The organism is uncultured Aggregatibacter sp. (assembly GCF_938046485.1).
Taxonomy (GTDB): Bacteria; Pseudomonadota; Gammaproteobacteria; order Enterobacterales; family Pasteurellaceae; genus Aggregatibacter.
Genome location: NZ_CALIWN010000069.1, coordinates 14,462 through 31,004 on the forward strand (window position 1 = coordinate 14,462; position 16,543 = coordinate 31,004).

13 protein-coding genes are annotated in these 16,543 nt (G+C 43.1%); 4 read left to right on the top strand and 9 right to left on the bottom strand.

Features of this window, described 5'->3' with window-relative positions:
* Positions 1–221: 221 nt before the first annotated feature.
* The 4 genes from Q0203_RS08745 to glpA all read right to left on the bottom strand — a co-directional run bounded on the left by Q0203_RS08745 (position 222) and on the right by glpA (position 6,219).
* Positions 222–1,745 carry a YfcC family protein gene (locus Q0203_RS08745; protein ID WP_297931590.1) on the bottom strand — a complete coding sequence of 508 codons (1,524 nt, stop codon included), beginning with the start codon at positions 1,743–1,745 and terminating at the stop codon, positions 222–224.
* A 219-nt stretch (positions 1,746–1,964) separates the two neighbouring features.
* On the bottom strand, positions 1,965–3,239 hold the full coding sequence (glpC, locus tag Q0203_RS08750; RefSeq protein ID WP_297931592.1) for an anaerobic glycerol-3-phosphate dehydrogenase subunit GlpC: 1,275 nt from the start codon (positions 3,237–3,239) through the stop codon (positions 1,965–1,967).
* A 9-nt stretch (positions 3,240–3,248) separates the two neighbouring features.
* On the bottom strand, positions 3,249–4,538 hold the full coding sequence (gene glpB / locus Q0203_RS08755) for a glycerol-3-phosphate dehydrogenase subunit GlpB (protein WP_297931595.1): 1,290 nt from the start codon (positions 4,536–4,538) through the stop codon (positions 3,249–3,251).
* Positions 4,528–6,219: an anaerobic glycerol-3-phosphate dehydrogenase subunit A gene (glpA, locus tag Q0203_RS08760; protein WP_297931598.1), complete on the bottom strand. Its 1,692-nt coding sequence runs from the start codon at positions 6,217–6,219 to the stop codon at positions 4,528–4,530. The genes glpB and glpA overlap by 11 nt, the downstream gene beginning before the upstream one ends.
* Positions 6,220–6,510: 291 nt before the next feature.
* Here glpA and glpT point away from each other — a divergent pair, with 291 nt between their 5' ends.
* Positions 6,511–7,950 carry a glycerol-3-phosphate transporter gene (gene glpT / locus Q0203_RS08765; protein WP_297931601.1) on the top strand — a complete coding sequence of 480 codons (1,440 nt, stop codon included), beginning with the start codon at positions 6,511–6,513 and terminating at the stop codon, positions 7,948–7,950.
* A gap of 604 nt (positions 7,951–8,554) precedes the next feature.
* Here glpT and pta read toward each other — a convergent pair.
* Positions 8,555–10,690, bottom strand: a complete 2,136-nt coding sequence (gene pta, locus Q0203_RS08770) for a phosphate acetyltransferase (RefSeq protein ID WP_297931604.1) — start codon at positions 10,688–10,690, stop codon at positions 8,555–8,557.
* A gap of 71 nt (positions 10,691–10,761) precedes the next feature.
* Positions 10,762–11,964, bottom strand: coding sequence for an acetate kinase (locus tag Q0203_RS08775; protein ID WP_290521769.1), 1,203 nt, complete (start codon positions 11,962–11,964; stop codon positions 10,762–10,764).
* A gap of 293 nt (positions 11,965–12,257) precedes the next feature.
* On the opposite strand from Q0203_RS08775, the gene yfbV reads away from it, so the two are divergent.
* The 3 genes from yfbV (at position 12,258) to purF (ending at position 14,950) form a co-directional block, all read left to right on the top strand.
* The gene (yfbV, locus tag Q0203_RS08780) at positions 12,258–12,701 is read left to right on the top strand and encodes a terminus macrodomain insulation protein YfbV (RefSeq protein ID WP_297931606.1); all 444 of its coding nucleotides are present in this window, start codon (positions 12,258–12,260) and stop codon (positions 12,699–12,701) included.
* Positions 12,702–12,879: 178 nt separating this feature from the next.
* Positions 12,880–13,425: a CvpA family protein gene (locus Q0203_RS08785; protein WP_290521767.1), complete on the top strand. Its 546-nt coding sequence runs from the start codon at positions 12,880–12,882 to the stop codon at positions 13,423–13,425.
* 13 nt (positions 13,426–13,438) lie between these two features.
* Entirely contained in the window at positions 13,439–14,950 is a 1,512-nt protein-coding gene (gene purF / locus Q0203_RS08790; RefSeq protein ID WP_297931610.1) for an amidophosphoribosyltransferase, read from the top strand.
* A gap of 91 nt (positions 14,951–15,041) precedes the next feature.
* On the opposite strand, the gene Q0203_RS08795 is transcribed toward purF, so the two are convergent.
* The 3 genes from Q0203_RS08795 to Q0203_RS08805 form a co-directional block, all read right to left on the bottom strand.
* A complete protein-coding gene (locus tag Q0203_RS08795; protein WP_297931612.1) occupies positions 15,042–15,347 on the bottom strand; it encodes a metalloregulator ArsR/SmtB family transcription factor in 306 nt (101 codons plus the stop codon).
* 114 nt (positions 15,348–15,461) lie between these two features.
* Positions 15,462–15,992 (bottom strand): rhodanese family protein, encoded by a 531-nt coding sequence (locus Q0203_RS08800; RefSeq protein WP_290521764.1) that lies wholly within the window; start codon positions 15,990–15,992, stop codon positions 15,462–15,464.
* 69 nt (positions 15,993–16,061) lie between these two features.
* Entirely contained in the window at positions 16,062–16,253 is a 192-nt protein-coding gene (locus tag Q0203_RS08805) for a DUF2892 domain-containing protein (RefSeq protein ID WP_290521763.1), read from the bottom strand.
* Between the last annotated feature and the right edge of the window lie 290 nt (positions 16,254–16,543).

Below are 16,543 nucleotides of genomic sequence, written 5' to 3' on the forward strand. Positions count from 1 at the left end.
TAGCGTGCATCTTGATGCACGAAATCCGTATTGTTTTAAATCCGATGACGATCAAAACAGGTCTTAAAGTTACCGCACTTTTTAAATGAATGACGAGATTAAGTGCGTCTATTCGTGCAACAAGTTTTAGTCTACGTAGGCTAAAACATGCCTTAAAGTTACCGCAGTTGTAGCGTGCATCTTGATGTAAGAAATCTCTATTTTTGCATCTTGATACGGGTTTAATGGCCGTACATGATCACTTGAATGATTAATAAAATGGATGAAATCACAAATTGGCAACCGACAATCGGCATGACGAATTTAATCCATTTATTGAACGGAATATTCAGCATTTGTAAGGTTACCAGCACCAAACCTGTAGGCGCAAGGAAGAGCATGATGTATTGTCCCCAGTTGTAAGCAGAAACCACGATGTCTCTTGGAATACCGACGGTATCGGCTAATGGCGCCATAATTGGCATAGACAGTACGGCAAGGCCGGAAGAGGAGGGCACGATGAGACCCAAGAAGATAAAAATCAGAAGTTGTCCGATAATAAACACGCTGCCGTGCATACCGCTTACCAAGTGCGACAGATAATCAAGAATTGTGTCAGAGATCATGCCTTGTTCCAAAATAATGTTGACAGCACGAGCAAGGCCAATAATCAGTGTTACGCCCACGAGTTCGGAAGCGCCGTGTGTGAAGCCGTGGATGAGATCTTTTTCAGGTAATCCGCTAATAAACATAATGAGAATAGTGATTGCCAAGAAGGAGGCGGCCATTTGAGGAAACCACCAGCCGCCGAACATAACGCCCCATACCATAAGTGGGAATGCGCAGCAGAATAAAATCAAAATGAGTTTTCTTTTAAAGGTGAAGTCAACGGTGGCGTTGGGATCGATATCTTTCATGTAGTGATCATAGAAGGCTTGACGATCTTCGTAGGTATAAGAGAATGCGGGATTAGCAGTCAGTTTTTTGCAATACCATCTCATATAAACAATGACGCAAATTCCGCCCAATATCAGTCCGATGGCACGGAATCCGATGCCTTCAGTGAAAGGAATGCCGGCGGCATTTGAGGCGATGACAACGGAGAACGGATTAATGGTGGAAAATGCGGTCCCCATTGACGCCGCAAGGAAGATAGCGCCGACGCATACAATGGCATCGTACCCTAGTGCTAAAAATACCGGCACAAGAATCGGGTAAAACGCGACGGCTTCTTCCTCGATGCCGCAAGCCGTTCCTCCCAGTAGCATTAACACGCACACCGCAAACACCACAGAAAATTCGTTGCCTTTTGTCTTTTTTGCCAGCGACATTAAGCCGGCATTAAATGCACCGGTTTTATTGATTACGCCAATCATGCCGCCTAAGATAAAAATAAAGACCATAATATCTGCCACTTCAATGGTACCATCCACCATGGCATGGAGCATATCGATGGCATTTTTTTCGTGTTGTGTAACGCGTTGATAAGTATCGGGAATGGCAATGGGTTTTTTGATAATGCCGTTGGTGAAATGGGAAAGCTGAATTTTAATATTAAATTGATTGAGGGTTTGTTCGGTTGCAGGATAGCGTTGATCAGGGTTTCCGTAGGTTTTGACAATGAACTGTTTCTCAGTGTTGTCGTAGGATAGTTTGGAATAAGCGCCCGAGGGAATAAGCCAAGTTAAACCAATGGCCATTAGAAGAATGATAAAAAGAATGCTAAATGCGGAAGGAAAAGTCATCTTTTTCGTCGATGTTTCCATGATGAAACGCTCCTTGTGTTCGGATTAGTGAATAAACCGAGCGCGCATTCTACACAGACAACAGGGAAAAAGCAAAGATTAAATGGTTGTGATTTCCTGTAATAACAGGGTACGCAATCGTTTACCTAAATTAAGCGGATTAAACCATGTCTGCGCTTGAAAGCGTAAGCAAAAAAGAAATAAAAAATCCACCGCACTTTGTGTGGGGTGGATTGAGAATTATTGATTCATCGACATACACAATAACGTCAATGGATGGATACAAGTCACATTTGATGACATATCGATCTGCCATTTACAGGTTTGACATTCTGAAATCACATAATCGAACCCACCGGCATTGATGTTATCAAATAGTGTTTTCCCTATGGCTTGCGAAACCTCGTAGTTTTCTTCTTTGAAACCGTATGTTCCGGCAATACCACAACATTGTGATGGCAACATCACCACTTCTAAGCCTGGAATTTGTTTTAACACTTCCAAGGTGTACGGTGCCCAACCCGCTTTATCCACGTGACATGCGGTGTGATAAGCCACACGCAATTTCAATGGTTTAAGCGGTAAGGTTTTACCTTCCTTAAAGAGTTGATATAAGAATGGCGTCACCATGTGAATATGCGGACGAACCTTCGCATTGTCGATACCTAAAATATGATGATATTCATCACGTAAATTTAAGGCACAACTCGATGCTTCGCTGATCACATCCAAGCCATTTTCATCCACCATTTTGCCGATGTAATCGGTGTTAAATTGCGCAATTTTCTTCGCACGTTCCGGGAATTGGTTTACGCTTAATGGCAAGCCACAGCATTTTTCTTTTTCCAATAACACCACGCCAATATCCATAGCATTGAACACTTGGATAAATTCTTTACCCAATTGTGGATTATTGTAGTTCACATAACAACCGTGATAATACGCCACTTTACGTTCGAATTTTTGTTGGCTTGCCAACATCTTCTTCATGTACCAGCTGCGGAACGTACCAAAGGAATATTTTGGTAATGTACGATGACGGCTGATTTTCAATGCTTTTTCCAACATAAATTTTGTCGCTTTTAAGCCTGTGAGAGTGTTCACAATCGGCGCAAGCGGTGTGTTAAGTGTTCCCATAATATCGGTGTTACTTAAAATCGCATCACGTAATTTTTGTACTGCCGGCTTGTGTTGTTGAGCAAGGTATTTGTTTCTTGCGCGAACGATAATATCGCCAATTTTGACATCAGACGGACACGCAATTTCACAACGTTTACAGTTAGTACAATATTTCAATGCTTCATCATACAGCTCGGCTGATTTTAAGCGTAAACGCTCACCATCTGGGCCCGATTGTTTTGGACCTGGATAGTTTGGATTTTGACGTGAAACAGGACATACTGCGGTACACGCCGTACATTTAATGCAGCTCTCAAAGCTTTCATCAAAGGCATGATGATGTTGTGGTGCATTAAGGGATTGTTTTGCATTATCAATTAATTGTTGAATGTTCATAACGCCTCCTTAATGTGTGTTGTGAAGAATTTCATCCGCAACAGCAAGTGCGGTTACCACGGCTACGCCTGAGCCACAACCGAGTTCTAGTGCATTGAAACCACCAATCACATTACCCACCGCATATAAATTCGTTAAAAATTGACCGCTCTTTTGCACCTGGCATTGCGCATTAATCGCCACACCTGCAGATTGGTACGGTTGTGGATTTGAGAAATGGTGATCTGTCCAAGTAAAGCGATCGGTATCTTTAAAGCCTGCTACACCGATGATGTCAGAATGAAATACGGGTTCGTAGATTTTATCGAATTCCGACACTAAACCTTTACTGAAGAAGCTGCCCGATGCTAAGACGAAATGCTCTGCGGTGATTTCTTCCTCTTCGTGCAAGCGGGTTTGAATGGCGCGAACTTTGTTTCCATCAAAATGCGCTTTTAATGCACTATCACCATTCATCATGAGTCCGCCTAATTTCTCAAAACGATGGCGTAATTGAATACGTTGACGCATACCTAACAAAGAAGGCGGTAAGGTTGGTAATTCAAATAATGGTAAGCCTGTTGCTTTGCGAAGTGACTCCATAAACTCTTGATTTTCTAGACCGAAACAAGCGGGTAAGAAAATCGCTTCTGTGCCTTGCGCGGCTTCTTTCATTTCAGTCACAAGATCATCAAATTTCAGTTTATATTCTAAAACTTGCGCAATGTTCACACTACGGAACTCGCGCGAATTGGCACGTAACTGATCTAATTCTGGAATATTTAAAAAGCCCGTTTTCACTTCACAATGGGCAAATTGTGGATTAAGCGTAAGGTTATCCGCCAATAATTCCGGTTGGAAATCGTGATAGCCTTCAATGCCTAAAACCGCAATTTTTTTATAAGGGAATGGGGTTTCGCCTTGCACGGTTGGCACACTATTTGGTGAAAGCCATGCACCACGTAAACTACCTAAACCCGTTACGCGAAGATGATTTTCGGCACTTGAGCCAATTAAATCTAAATTTAACGATTCCGCTAATTTTTCGAAATCTTGCGCTTTCGCTAATACGCGTTCAGCCCCCATAATGCTATAAGGGTGTTGTGGTAATTGAGCGGAAAGTGCGGTCAAATTTTCAGGAATATTTTTAACAAACGCACCATTTGGTAAACGGCTTAATAAATCCAATGAGCCAGATGCAAAATCAATCGCCGCTTGGCCGTTATTAATAATGGCACAACGTTTACCTTGTTCTTGTAAGGCGATACCGCAAGTTAAACCAGCAAGGCCACCACCAATAATTACGACATCAAAATTCATTGTTATCCGTCCCTTGCTGTTTGTCTGCTTCAAGCGGTTGAACATCATTTAAGCCCAACACACTGCCATACATCCATGAAGTAAATTCGGCTTCACGAATCGCCTCACCCCATGCAATCGGTTCAATACCGCGCCAACGTTCTTCCATAAAGGAGGTTAATTGTGTGGTGGATTGGCGAGGTGTTGCTACATCAAAACGGTTCATTAAACCTGCTGCACGGCATGCGCAAAGCTCAGCTTGGCAAGTCCCCATACCCACACGAGTACGGCGGCGCAAATCCACTAAGTTATTGACGTTTAATTCATCAACGGCATAACGGACTTCACCCGCTGTCACGGCTTCACATTCGCACACCATTGAACGATCGAGACGTTCTTTATCTAATAAACGAGTAGCACGAGAACCATGACGGTAAACCGCTGAATAACGAATTGTACTTGGAAGTGAAATGAGTTTCTGATTGGTTTCTGCACGGCTTTCGCTTGAGCCCGGTAATGGGCGCTCTGCAGTTGTACAACGTGCTGTTTTGTTGAGTTTTTTACAAACAAGATCCGTTGCCCATTCAGCCATTAAGCGATAAGTCATTAATTTACCGCCAGTGATCGTGATAAAGCCGTCTAAGCCATCACGTTCTGCGTGGTCAAGTAACACGATACCACGACTTACGTTACGACCAGATGGGTCATCATCAGAGGCGACTAACGGACGTACACCGGCATAAGCACGCAATACACGAGTATGACGCAAACTTGGTGCGAGTTTTTCCCCTTCACGGAACAGAATATCCACTTCTTCTGGAGTGACTTCCATGTTATCGATTTGATCGTAAGGAATACGGCTAGAGGTCGTACCGATAACGCAAATGGTATCACCCGGTACAAGAATGTCCGCATCCGCCGGTTTACGACAACGGTTAATCACCATTTTGTTGATGCGATGCCCCATGACAAGTAATGCGCCTTTTGCCGGGAACATTTTGATTTTAAGATCCGCATATTCTGCTATGCCTTGTCCCCAAATACCACCTGCATTGACGACTAATGGCGCAAAGAATTTACGGTTTACACGATTTTTGTGATCGTAAACATCCACACCGATTACTTTGCCACCTTCGCGAATTAAGTTTTTCACTTCGCAATAAGTGAACATTTTCGCGCCATTTTCGGTGGCATCCATCACGTTGGAGGCGGTTAAACGAAAAGGATCGATTGAGCCATCCGGCACAACAACGGCACCGACTAAATCAGGGTTGACTGATGGTTCCATAATTTGGGCAAGTTTAGGATCAATGGCGACCGCTTCAATACCGGATTTGGTACAGCTTTCAATGAAGGTTTTTTGATAATCCAAGGAATCTTCGGGTAAGGTGATAAATAAACCTTCCGTTTCATCCACACAGTGACGAGCGATATTGCGTAGAATTCGGTTTTCTTTAATACATTCTTCTGCGGATTCCTGATCGTTTACGGCATAACGCGCACCACTATGTAACAAACCATGATTACGGCCAGTTGCGCCTGTCGCAATATCACGACGCTCTAATAAAATACAGTCAATGCCACGCAATGCGCAGTCACGAGCAATTCCCGCACCTGTCGCACCGCCACCAATGATAATCACATCCGTCGAAATCGGGGAAAAATCTCCCACATCACGATACATATTAGGCGATAATCCCATTGTTACCCCCAAAGCCAAAATATGAATAAAAAGAAACGTAAAAACGGTTATAAACTGAGTGGCTATTGTAGGGAAGTGCGGTTAAATTCACAACATTTTGAGCGAAAAAGAAAGCTATTTTGTGAGAGGGATCACATAATTTTCGAATTCGCTCATTTGTTAAAAAATATTTTGTGAAATGCATCACATTTTTGAATTATTTCCCTGTTTAATTTCTGTTTTTATTTTATCATGCTCGCTATCCCCAACATGGGGGTGGACTCATAATTAAAATGATATTGGAGAGAAATTATGTTTGGACCATTTAAACCCGCACCGCATATTGCGGAACTTCCGGCGGAGAAAATTGATTCCACGTATAAACGCTTACGTTGGCAAGTGTTTGCAGGGATTTTCTTTGGTTATGCCGCATACTATTTTGTGCGTGCAAACTTCGACTTGGCACAACCGGGTTTAATTCAAGCCGGCTTATACTCAAAAGCGGAATTAGGTGTTATCGGCTCTGCAGCCGGTCTTGCCTATGGTTTGTCTAAATTCGTCATGGCGGGGATGTCTGACCGTTCGAACCCGCGTGTGTTCTTACCGTTCGGTTTATTGCTTTCCGGTCTTTGTATGACCATGATGGGGTTATTCCCATGGGCAACTTCGGGCATTGCCATCATGTGGGTCATGATCTTCTTAAATGGTTGGTTCCAAGGGATGGGGTGGCCTCCATGTGGTCGTACTATGGTGCACTGGTGGTCTAAATCAGAACGCGGTACTATCGTATCTATCTGGAATACCGCGCACAACATCGGTGGTATGATGCCGGGCGCCATGGTGTTATTAGCCAGTGCGATCTTCTTCAGCACTCACGGCGTTGAAGCACAAGCCAAAGACATTTGGCAACAATCCCTCTATTATCCGGGTATTGCAGCAATGCTTTGTGCGATTCCGGTGTATTTCGTGATGCGTGATACGCCACAATCTTGTGGTTTACCGTCAATCGAAAAATGGCGTAATGACTACCCAGATGACTATAACGAAAAAACTTACGAAAAAGATTTAAGCACAAAAGAAATCTTCGTCACTTATGTATTGAAAAACAAATTGTTATGGTACATCGCGATTGCTAACGTATTCGTATACTTAATCCGCTACGGCGTATTGAAATGGTCTCCGGTTTACTTAAGTGAAGTAAAACACTTCAACATCAAAGGTACCGCATGGGCTTACACAATCTATGAATTAGCCGCAGTACCGGGTACATTATTATGTGGTTGGGTATCAGATAAAGTCTTCAAAGGTAAACGTGGTTTAACCGGTTTCATCTTCATGATCTTAACTACCGCAGCCGTTGTCGCTTACTGGATGAACCCGGCGACACCGGAAGCAGAATTAGCAAATTATACAGCTTGGTATGAAAACCCATATCAATTAACTGACTTCGTATTAATGACCTTAATCGGTTTCTTAATCTACGGTCCTGTAATGTTAATCGGCTTACACGCCCTTGAGCTTGCGCCGAAAAAAGCGGCAGGTACCGCAGCAGGTTTCACCGGTTTATTCGGTTACTTAGGGGGTACCGTATCAGCTTCAGCGGTTATCGGTTGGGCAGCACAACACTATGGCTGGGACGGCGGTTTCTACGTCATGATCGGTGGTGGTGTTCTCGCGGTGTTATTACTCTTCATCGTAATGGTGGAAGAAGGTAAACACAAAGCGAAATTAGGTGAACACTACGGTAAATAATCGTCAATGAGTTCAAAATGAAAGCGCCTTTCGGGGCGCTTTTTTTATACGTAAACATTTTGGAATTGCGATAAATTAGAGAAATAGTAATCCGTATGTAAAACGTACGGTTAATATGTTCTTTCGTTGATAAATTATCTTGAACCATGTAAATCGTAGCGTGCAACTTGTTGCACGAAATCGTGAATATCCGAAAGGGGTAAATAATGCTCCGTGCGTGGTTTGGTCGTGCATCAAGATGCACGCTACGCACAAAATCGTGAGTGCCCGAAAGGTTAAGTAACGTTTCGTGCGTGGAGTGGTCGTGCAACAAGTTGCACGCTACGCATGAAATCATGAATGCCCGAAAGGTTAAATAAGATTCCGTGCGTGGGGTGGTCGTGCAACAAGTTGCACGCTACGCATGAAATCATGAATGCCGAAAGGTTAAATAAGATTCCGTGTGTGGTTTGTTCGTGTAACAAGTTGCACGCTACGAGGGGGAAATTTGGATCCATAAGCATAGCGTATGGCTTTTATAGCGGACTTTGGCTAGCAATAAAAAAGGCTTTCATCACGAAAGCCTTTTCTTTTGCACGAAAGTGCGGTGTGTTTTTCATGCGTTTTATTGTGTTGCTTGAATTGCCGTTAATGCAATGGTGTACACGATGTCATCAACTAACGCACCACGGGACAAGTCGTTCACTGGTTTGCGCATACCTTGGAGCATCGGGCCGATAGAAACAAGGTCGGCGGAACGTTGAACCGCTTTATAGGTGGTGTTACCGGTATTCAGATCCGGGAAGATGAATACGGTGGCTTGACCGGCAACCGGAGAATTTGGCGCTTTAGAACGAGCTACATCTTCCATCACTGCCGCATCGTATTGTAATGGACCGTCGATGAGTAAGTCAGGACGTTTTTCTTTCGCAATACGAGTCGCTTCTTTTACTTTTTCAACGTCTGCACCGCTACCGGAAGAGCCGGTAGAATAGGAGATCATCGCCACTTTCGGTTCGATACCGAAGGATTTCGCTGATTCGGCAGATTGAATCGCAATTTCCGCGAGTTGTTCTGCGGTCGGATCCGGGTTCACCGCGCAGTCACCGTAAACCAACACTTGATCCGGTAATAACATGAAGAAGATGGAAGAGATAATGGAGCTGCCCGGTGCGGTTTTGATAATTTGCATCGGTGGACGAATGGTGTTGGCCGTGGTGTGAACTGCGCCGGATACCAAACCGTCAACTTCATTGGCTTCTAACATCATGGTGCCAAGTACTACGTTGTCTTCCAATTGTTCACGCGCCATGGTTTCTGTCATGCCTTTGGCTTTACGCAATTCCACTAAACGTGCGACATAGTTCTCACGTACGCTTGCTGGGTCAACCACCGTAATACCTTTGACTAATTTCACACCTTGAGATTCAGCAACGCGTTTTACTTCTTCAGGGTTGGCTAACAAGATACATTCTGCGATACCGCGTTCAGCACATAAGATTGCCGCTTTGATTGTACGTGGTTCATCGCCTTCCGGTAAGACGATACGTTTATTCGCCGCACGGGCTAATTCCGTTAATTGGAAGCGGAATGCCGGTGGAGATAGACGACGTAAGCGGCTTGAAGCTGCAACTAATCCGTTAACGAAGGCGGCATCTAATTTTTCGCTGGTATAGCGTTTGATGTTTTCAATGCGTTCTTTATCGTCAACCGGTACTTCCAGATTAAAACTTTGTAAGCTTAATGCAGTTTGCCAAGTATTACCTTCAATACGGAAGACCGGTAATTTTTTGTTTTCAAAAACGTGTTGGCAAAGTTTCTTAATTTGCGGATCTAATTTGTAACCGCCGGTTAATAATAAACCACCGATTTCAATACCGTTAGACACCGCAAGGGCCGCTGCCACGATCACATCAGGGCGGTCAGCAGAAACCACGAGTAAGCTTCCGGCACGGAAGTGTTCCACCATATTTGGCAAACTTCTTGCGCAGAAAGTGATACCGCGAATACGACGGTTGACATCGCCTTCATTAAGAATGGATGCACCTAAATGTTTAATTAAATCAATGGCACGGGTTGCGATAAGATCGGCAGACCATGGAATACAAGCCAATAAGTTGAGCTGGCTTTGTGCAAATAATTTTACCAACTCGGATTCGCTGTTGTGGCTGTGTTGGAAAGAATCGAAAATTTCGCTTAAATCTGGGCGGGTTCTGCCGGATTCATCTACTGGCGCATTGAATTTGTTCACGATCACGCCAAGAAGATTTTTATTGTTTTGACCGCCAAATAGAGAAGCTGCGGCTTCAACACGTTCTTTTAATTGTGCCGGGGTTTCTGTGGCCGGTGCTGCGACTAATACGATTTCTGCATCAAGTGCTTGGGCGATTTCGTAGTTAATGCTGTTGGCAAAAGGATGTTTACGGGTTGGAATCAAGCCTTCCACAATGATAATTTCATTGTTTTTAGCCAGACGTTGATGATTTTCAACGATTTTTTCTAATAAAACATCAGATTGATTCTGACCGATCAGTGATTCTGCCACGCTTAGCATAAACGGCTCAGTGGTTTCTAGGCCTGTATTAGTGCGTACGATAGCCGTTGTGCGGTCGATAATATCTTCACCGGTATTTGGTTGAGAAATGGGTTTCATGAAACCGACTTTGGCACCTTTTTGTTCAAGTGCATTGATTACACCAAGGCTTACGCTGGTTAAACCCACGCCGGTACTAATCGGAATTAAAATAATTGTACGAGACATAATTTACCTTCGATTGGAATAGAGGATTAAAAAGAAACTGCCGAATACATCGGCAGTTTATTGATTACGTTTTAGATACAAAGACGTGCGGTGTCTTGTGCGATCACTAATTCTTCATTGGTTGGAATAACCATGGCAATTGGGGTATTGTCAGCGGTAATCACGCCTTCTTTACCAAAACGGGCAGCCATGTTTTTCTCATTATCCAATTTATAACCGAATAATTTTAAGTGTGCTAAGGTGAGTTCGCGTACGTGGGCAGAGTTTTCACCAATACCGCCGGTAAAGACGATAGCATCCAAACGCTCACCGATAACGGCCATGTAAGAACCGATGTATTTCGCTAAACGGTAGCAATAAACGTCTAAGGCGCGTTTTGCCGGAATTTCTTTGTCGTAGTTGTCTTCGGCATAACGGCAGTCGCTGGTGACTTCGGTTAAACCAAGCAAACCGGATTTTTTCGTTAAGGTGGTGTTGATTTCTTCAACGGACATGCCAAGAGTGTCGTGCATGTAGAAAACGATAGCCGGGTCGATGTCACCACAACGGGTACCCATGACTAAACCTTCTAACGGGGTTAAACCCATAGAGGTATCGATACATTCGCCATGACGAATTGCGGATACGGAACCGCCGTTACCTAAGTGGCAAGTGATCACGTTGACTTTGTCTTCTGCGACGCCTAAACGTTTTGCCGCTTCACGGCTGACATAATAGTGGCTTGTACCGTGTGCGCCGTAGCGACGAACACCGTGATCGCGATATAAAGAGTAAGGTAATGCGTATAAGTACGCTTCTTCCGGCATGGTTTGATGGAATGCGGTATCAAATACCACCACGTTTTTCTCTTTCAAATGCGGGAAGAGTTTGAATGCTTCTTTGATACCGATTAAGTGTGCAGGATTGTGCAATGGTGCAAATTGAATTGCATCTTCAATGCCTTTAACCACTTCATCGGTAACAATAACGGAAGAAGTGAATTTTTCGCCGCCGTGTACGATACGGTGACCGATAGCAACAACGCCTTTTTGTAATTCAGGATCAAGCGAGAAAATGTTATTAACAACAAAATTTAACGCTTCGGCGTGAGCGGCGCCGGCACCTAAATCAGCCTGTCCTTTTTCGCCGTGTAATTTCCATTTGATACGGGCTTCAGGTAAGTAAAACGCTTCGGCTAAGCCGGACAATTTTTCTTCGCCGGTGGCAGGATTCAAAATAGAAAATTTTAGTGAAGAACTACCACAATTGAGGATTAGGACTAATTTTTCAGACATAAGCGACCTATACGGGTTTGAGTTAAACAAAATTCGTTCAAATAGTGAACGAATAATAGAAAATTAAACTGCCATAGGATACACCCTTCACCTTTTAAAATAAATTCTTAACATCAAAAAATGCGACCTGAATCAAAAAAATTTAGCAATTTTTTTACATTTCGTAAGTGATTCATTTTTCCTGAAAAAAAGATTACTAAAGAAGAGGTATGAATATGGAAAATTAAAAAATCCGTCAGTTTATGTTATGTTGAGCAACCTGACGTTGAATTGACACAAAGGATAAGCATGACATGGGTTTTTATCGCACATTAAAAATAGGGCAACAATATTTAAATAGTTGGCCTTTAGAGCCTAAATTAGGCGCTATCTTCCCTGAAAATCGCGTTATTAAATCCACTTTATTTGCCCAGAAAATGATGCCGTTTCTTGCGGTATTATTTGTGGTGTGGCAGCAAATTTATGCACGAGGGGACAACATGGCACTTGCTGTTGCCGTATTGAGTGCATTATTTGCGTTATGCTTACCGCTACAAGGATTCTATTGGCTGGGCAAACGTGCACAAATGCGATTGTCACCTCAAAGTGCGGTCGGTTTTCACCACGTTTTGGAAAAATTAAAAGAAAAGCAAGAAGTCATACCGAATTTTTCCGATAAGCCTACTTATTTGGATTTAGCCAACTTACTGAAAATAGCTCAGAAAAAATTACCCCGTGATTTTTGGCAGGAGCTTTAATTCCCCGATTTTTTCTATATTCCCAAACATAACAATGGTATAGTGACGCCCCTTTGCTTCTTTGTGCAAAAGGGCGTTTTTTTGTGCGTAAATTTTTGCGCAAACGGTTTCGTTTTTTTGCTAGAATAACGCCCGTTGCAAATAGAAGTGTTTTTTTCAACACTTTAGAGATGATTTGATGATTGATTACATTATTATCGGCATTATTGTTTTTTCCGTTATTGTCAGCTTATTACGCGGTTTCGTCCGCGAAGTGATGTCACTAGCCAGTTGGATTGTGGCATTTTTTATTGCAAGCAATTTTTATGTGTATTTGGCAGGTTTGTTAACTTCCATTGAATCCCTGTATATCCGCAATGGTGTTGCCATTGCTATCTTATTTATTGCCTCATTGATTGTTGGCGCTATCGTGAATTATGTATTAGGTCAGCTAGTGGATCGTACCGGTTTAAGCGGGACGGATCGAGTACTTGGCGCTTGCTTCGGGCTATTACGTGGCGTGCTCATTGTGGCGGCAATGTTATTTTTCTTGGATACGTTCACCGCGTCAAATCAAAGTGATTGGTGGAAAGAGTCAAAATTAATACCGCACTTTCGTTTTGTGGTGGATTGGTTCTTCCAACAAATACAAGCCAATTCCAGTTTTTTAAATTCAACCTTGAATTTGGAGCAAGTGACCACACCGGCTTCAAATCCAACCCCAACTTCAACGCAGAATCAGTAGAGGAACAACGTGTATGTGCGGTATTGTCGGTATTGTCAGCCAAACCCCGGTAAATCAAGCCATTTATGATGCCTTAACGGTATTACAACATCGTGGGCAGGATGCAGCGGGCATCGTCACCATTGATGACGAAAACCGCTTTCGTTTGCGTAAGGCGAACGGCTTGGTGAGTGATGTGTTTCAACAAGTGCATATGTTGCGCTTGGCGGGCAATACCGGTATCGGTCATGTACGCTATCCGACAGCAGGAAGTTCCAGTGTCTCTGAAGCCCAGCCGTTTTATGTGAATTCACCTTATGGTTTAACCTTGGTACATAACGGCAATTTAACAAATTCTGTCGAATTGAAGGAAAAACTCTTCAACCTTGCCCGCCGTCATGTGAACACCAATTCCGACTCAGAACTTTTACTGAACATTCTTGCGTATCACCTCGATCAACCGCAAAAATACGCGTTAACACCGCAAGATATTTTTAATGCAGTGAAACAAACCCATGAAGATATTCGCGGTGCGTATGCCTGTATTGCCATGATCATCGATCACGGCATGGTGGCGTTTCGTGATCCTCATGGTATTCGTCCTTTAGTGTTAGGTAAACGTGAAGAGCATGGCAAAACCGAGTATATGTTCGCTTCGGAAAGCGTGGCGTTAGATGTTGTGGGATTTGAGTTTGTGCGTGATGTGGCGCCGGGAGAAGCCATTTTTATTACGTTCGATGGTGAGTTGTATGCACAACAATGTGCTGACAATCCCGTGTTAACACCGTGTATTTTTGAATATGTCTATTTTGCTCGTCCGGATTCTTGCATTGATGGTGTTTCTGTGTATGCCGCCCGCGTACATATGGGGCAACGTTTAGGGGAGAAAATCGCTCGCGAATGGCAAGACATTGACATTGATGTGGTGATTCCTGTGCCGGAAACCTCAAATGATATTGCATTGCGTATTGCTAATGTGTTGAACAAACCTTATCGTCAAGGATTTGTAAAAAATCGTTATGTCGGCCGCACATTCATTATGCCGGGGCAAGCGCAACGCGTGAGTTCGGTTCGCCGTAAATTGAATACCATTGCCTCTGAGTTTAAAGGTAAAAACGTGTTATTGGTGGATGACTCTATCGTGCGTGGAACTACTTCCGAACAAATCGTGGAGATGGCTCGTGCAGCCGGCGCGAAAAAAGTGTATTTTGCCTCCGCCGCACCGGAAATTCGTTATCCGAACGTCTATGGTATCGATATGCCAACGCGTAGCGAATTAATCGCCTATGAACGTAATACTGACGAAATCGCCAAACTGATTGGTGTGGATAAATTAGTGTTCCAAGACTTAGCGGATTTAACCGGTTCCGTACAACAAGAAAATCCGGCTATTCAAGCATTTGATTGCTCGGTGTTTACCGGCTGTTATGTGACCGGCGATATTACAGAAGCTTATTTGGATAACATTGCTGAGCAACGCAACGATGCGGCAAAGAAAAAACGTGAAAAGGATTCCTCGAATCTTGAGATGCACAATGAGAGATAAAGAGAAAGTGGTTTAGATAAACTTGTCCAAGTTAGACGATACAAAAAACGCAGCGTTAAGTCTGCGTTTTTTTTGTATTGGGTGATGAGAATCATACTTTTTCGGAGGGAACTTCACAGAAAAAGCGATGTAATATGTTGATCATCTCGACAACTTTCGGATCTTTAATGTAATACACGCGCTCCCGATGTTGGACTTCGCTTGCCACTAGTCCGGCTTTGCGCAAAAGAGCTAATTGGTTCGACATGGCTGCTTGTGGCATATTCAATTTTACGGTTAACTCGGTGACGTTATAGCGTTGTTCGTGTAAACAACACAAAATCGCCAAGCGATTCGGATTGGCCAACAATTTTAAAAAGGTACTGGCTTCGTGACTTTTTTCGAAAATATCTTTCATCAGATCCTATTTCAGTATTTACACATTGTGGGAATGAGAGCGCTCATTTTACACGTCCTGTCCGCTGAAACCAATAACTGATCCGTTTTTTTAGCAATCCCACGCGCGAATTGCTTATCGTCGGTTCCATGGCATCAGAGAGAGAAGTTTTGCCATACCACAAAAACCGCTTATTCCGGCAAAGGTGAGACCGGCACCGACAAATGCGGGTAGCCAATAAAAATAAGGCGAAATCCACCATCCCAATAATGAGCCCAGTAAAATTAAGCTTCCTGCCACGATTTGGACTTGGCGCATAATCTCAATGGGTTGTGACGGATTAAATCGCGTAGCAAGCCCGGCGTTTTTCCAACCGGTTATTCCATCTTGAAGCAGATAAGCTTCACAATGATTTTCTTGTGCCAACTGTTTCAAAAAGTCAGCTTGACCGGCGGTTCTTGCCCCGGATTTACAGTGAAAAATAAGGCAACTTCCTTGTTTTAAGGTTTTGCTCAATCCTTGATGTTGTAATTCGGCCAGCGGTTGTAGAATTGAACCATCGATATGTTCGCGGTGATATTCTTCCGGCTGACGAATATCGATTAATATGGCGCCGGCAGCTAATTTGTCTTTTGCTTCCATAGCGGAAATGATGGAAATCGTCATAGTATGTGTTTTTCTAAGAATCAATAAACAAGCGGCATCATTACCAAGAGGAAATGATGCCTTAATGCATTATTTTTTTAATGGGCAGGTGTTAATGCCAAGTAATGAATAAAGACCACAGCGTGAGAAGAGTCCGGTCAATAACGGCACAACACCAATCCATCCCCACCAACCGATGACGTTCGTTAACGTGAGTGCGATAAGAACGACCCCTAACAGGATGCGAATGACTTTATCTATACCACCAACGTTTTTGTTCATATTTGTCTCCTTAGTTTACAGTAATAATTAACAAAAATTTAACATATAAAAATTATATTATATGATGTAAAGAATTGTCAAAACTTTTTTTACGCATTGAGATTATTTTTTTATAACAACAAATGAGGATCGGCATGAGAAAGCTTCATTTGTCATATTAAAACAATAAAAAAACAGACCGCACTTTGATTGTTTAGAATCGTAGCGTGCAACTTGTTGCACGAAATTATGAATGCCGAAAGCGTTAAATAACGTTCCGTGCGTAATTTGGTCGTGCATCAAGATGCACG

Excerpts from the sequence above, each read along its gene's own strand:
- Q0203_RS08745 (WP_297931590.1), bottom strand. The coding sequence starts at position 1,745 with ATGGAAACATCGACGAAAAAGATGACTTTTCCTTCCGCATTTAGCATT.
- glpC (WP_297931592.1), bottom strand. The coding sequence starts at position 3,239 with ATGAACATTCAACAATTAATTGATAATGCAAAACAATCCCTTAATGCA.
- glpB (WP_297931595.1), bottom strand. The coding sequence starts at position 4,538 with ATGAATTTTGATGTCGTAATTATTGGTGGTGGCCTTGCTGGTTTAACT.
- glpA (WP_297931598.1), bottom strand. The coding sequence starts at position 6,219 with ATGGGATTATCGCCTAATATGTATCGTGATGTGGGAGATTTTTCCCCG.
- glpT (WP_297931601.1), top strand. The coding sequence starts at position 6,511 with ATGTTTGGACCATTTAAACCCGCACCGCATATTGCGGAACTTCCGGCG.
- pta (WP_297931604.1), bottom strand. The coding sequence starts at position 10,690 with ATGTCTCGTACAATTATTTTAATTCCGATTAGTACCGGCGTGGGTTTA.
- Q0203_RS08775 (WP_290521769.1), bottom strand. The coding sequence starts at position 11,964 with ATGTCTGAAAAATTAGTCCTAATCCTCAATTGTGGTAGTTCTTCACTA.
- yfbV (WP_297931606.1), top strand. The coding sequence starts at position 12,258 with ATGGGTTTTTATCGCACATTAAAAATAGGGCAACAATATTTAAATAGT.
- Q0203_RS08785 (WP_290521767.1), top strand. The coding sequence starts at position 12,880 with ATGATTGATTACATTATTATCGGCATTATTGTTTTTTCCGTTATTGTC.
- purF (WP_297931610.1), top strand. The coding sequence starts at position 13,439 with ATGTGCGGTATTGTCGGTATTGTCAGCCAAACCCCGGTAAATCAAGCC.
- Q0203_RS08795 (WP_297931612.1), bottom strand. The coding sequence starts at position 15,347 with ATGAAAGATATTTTCGAAAAAAGTCACGAAGCCAGTACCTTTTTAAAA.
- Q0203_RS08800 (WP_290521764.1), bottom strand. The coding sequence starts at position 15,992 with ATGACGATTTCCATCATTTCCGCTATGGAAGCAAAAGACAAATTAGCT.
- Q0203_RS08805 (WP_290521763.1), bottom strand. The coding sequence starts at position 16,253 with ATGAACAAAAACGTTGGTGGTATAGATAAAGTCATTCGCATCCTGTTA.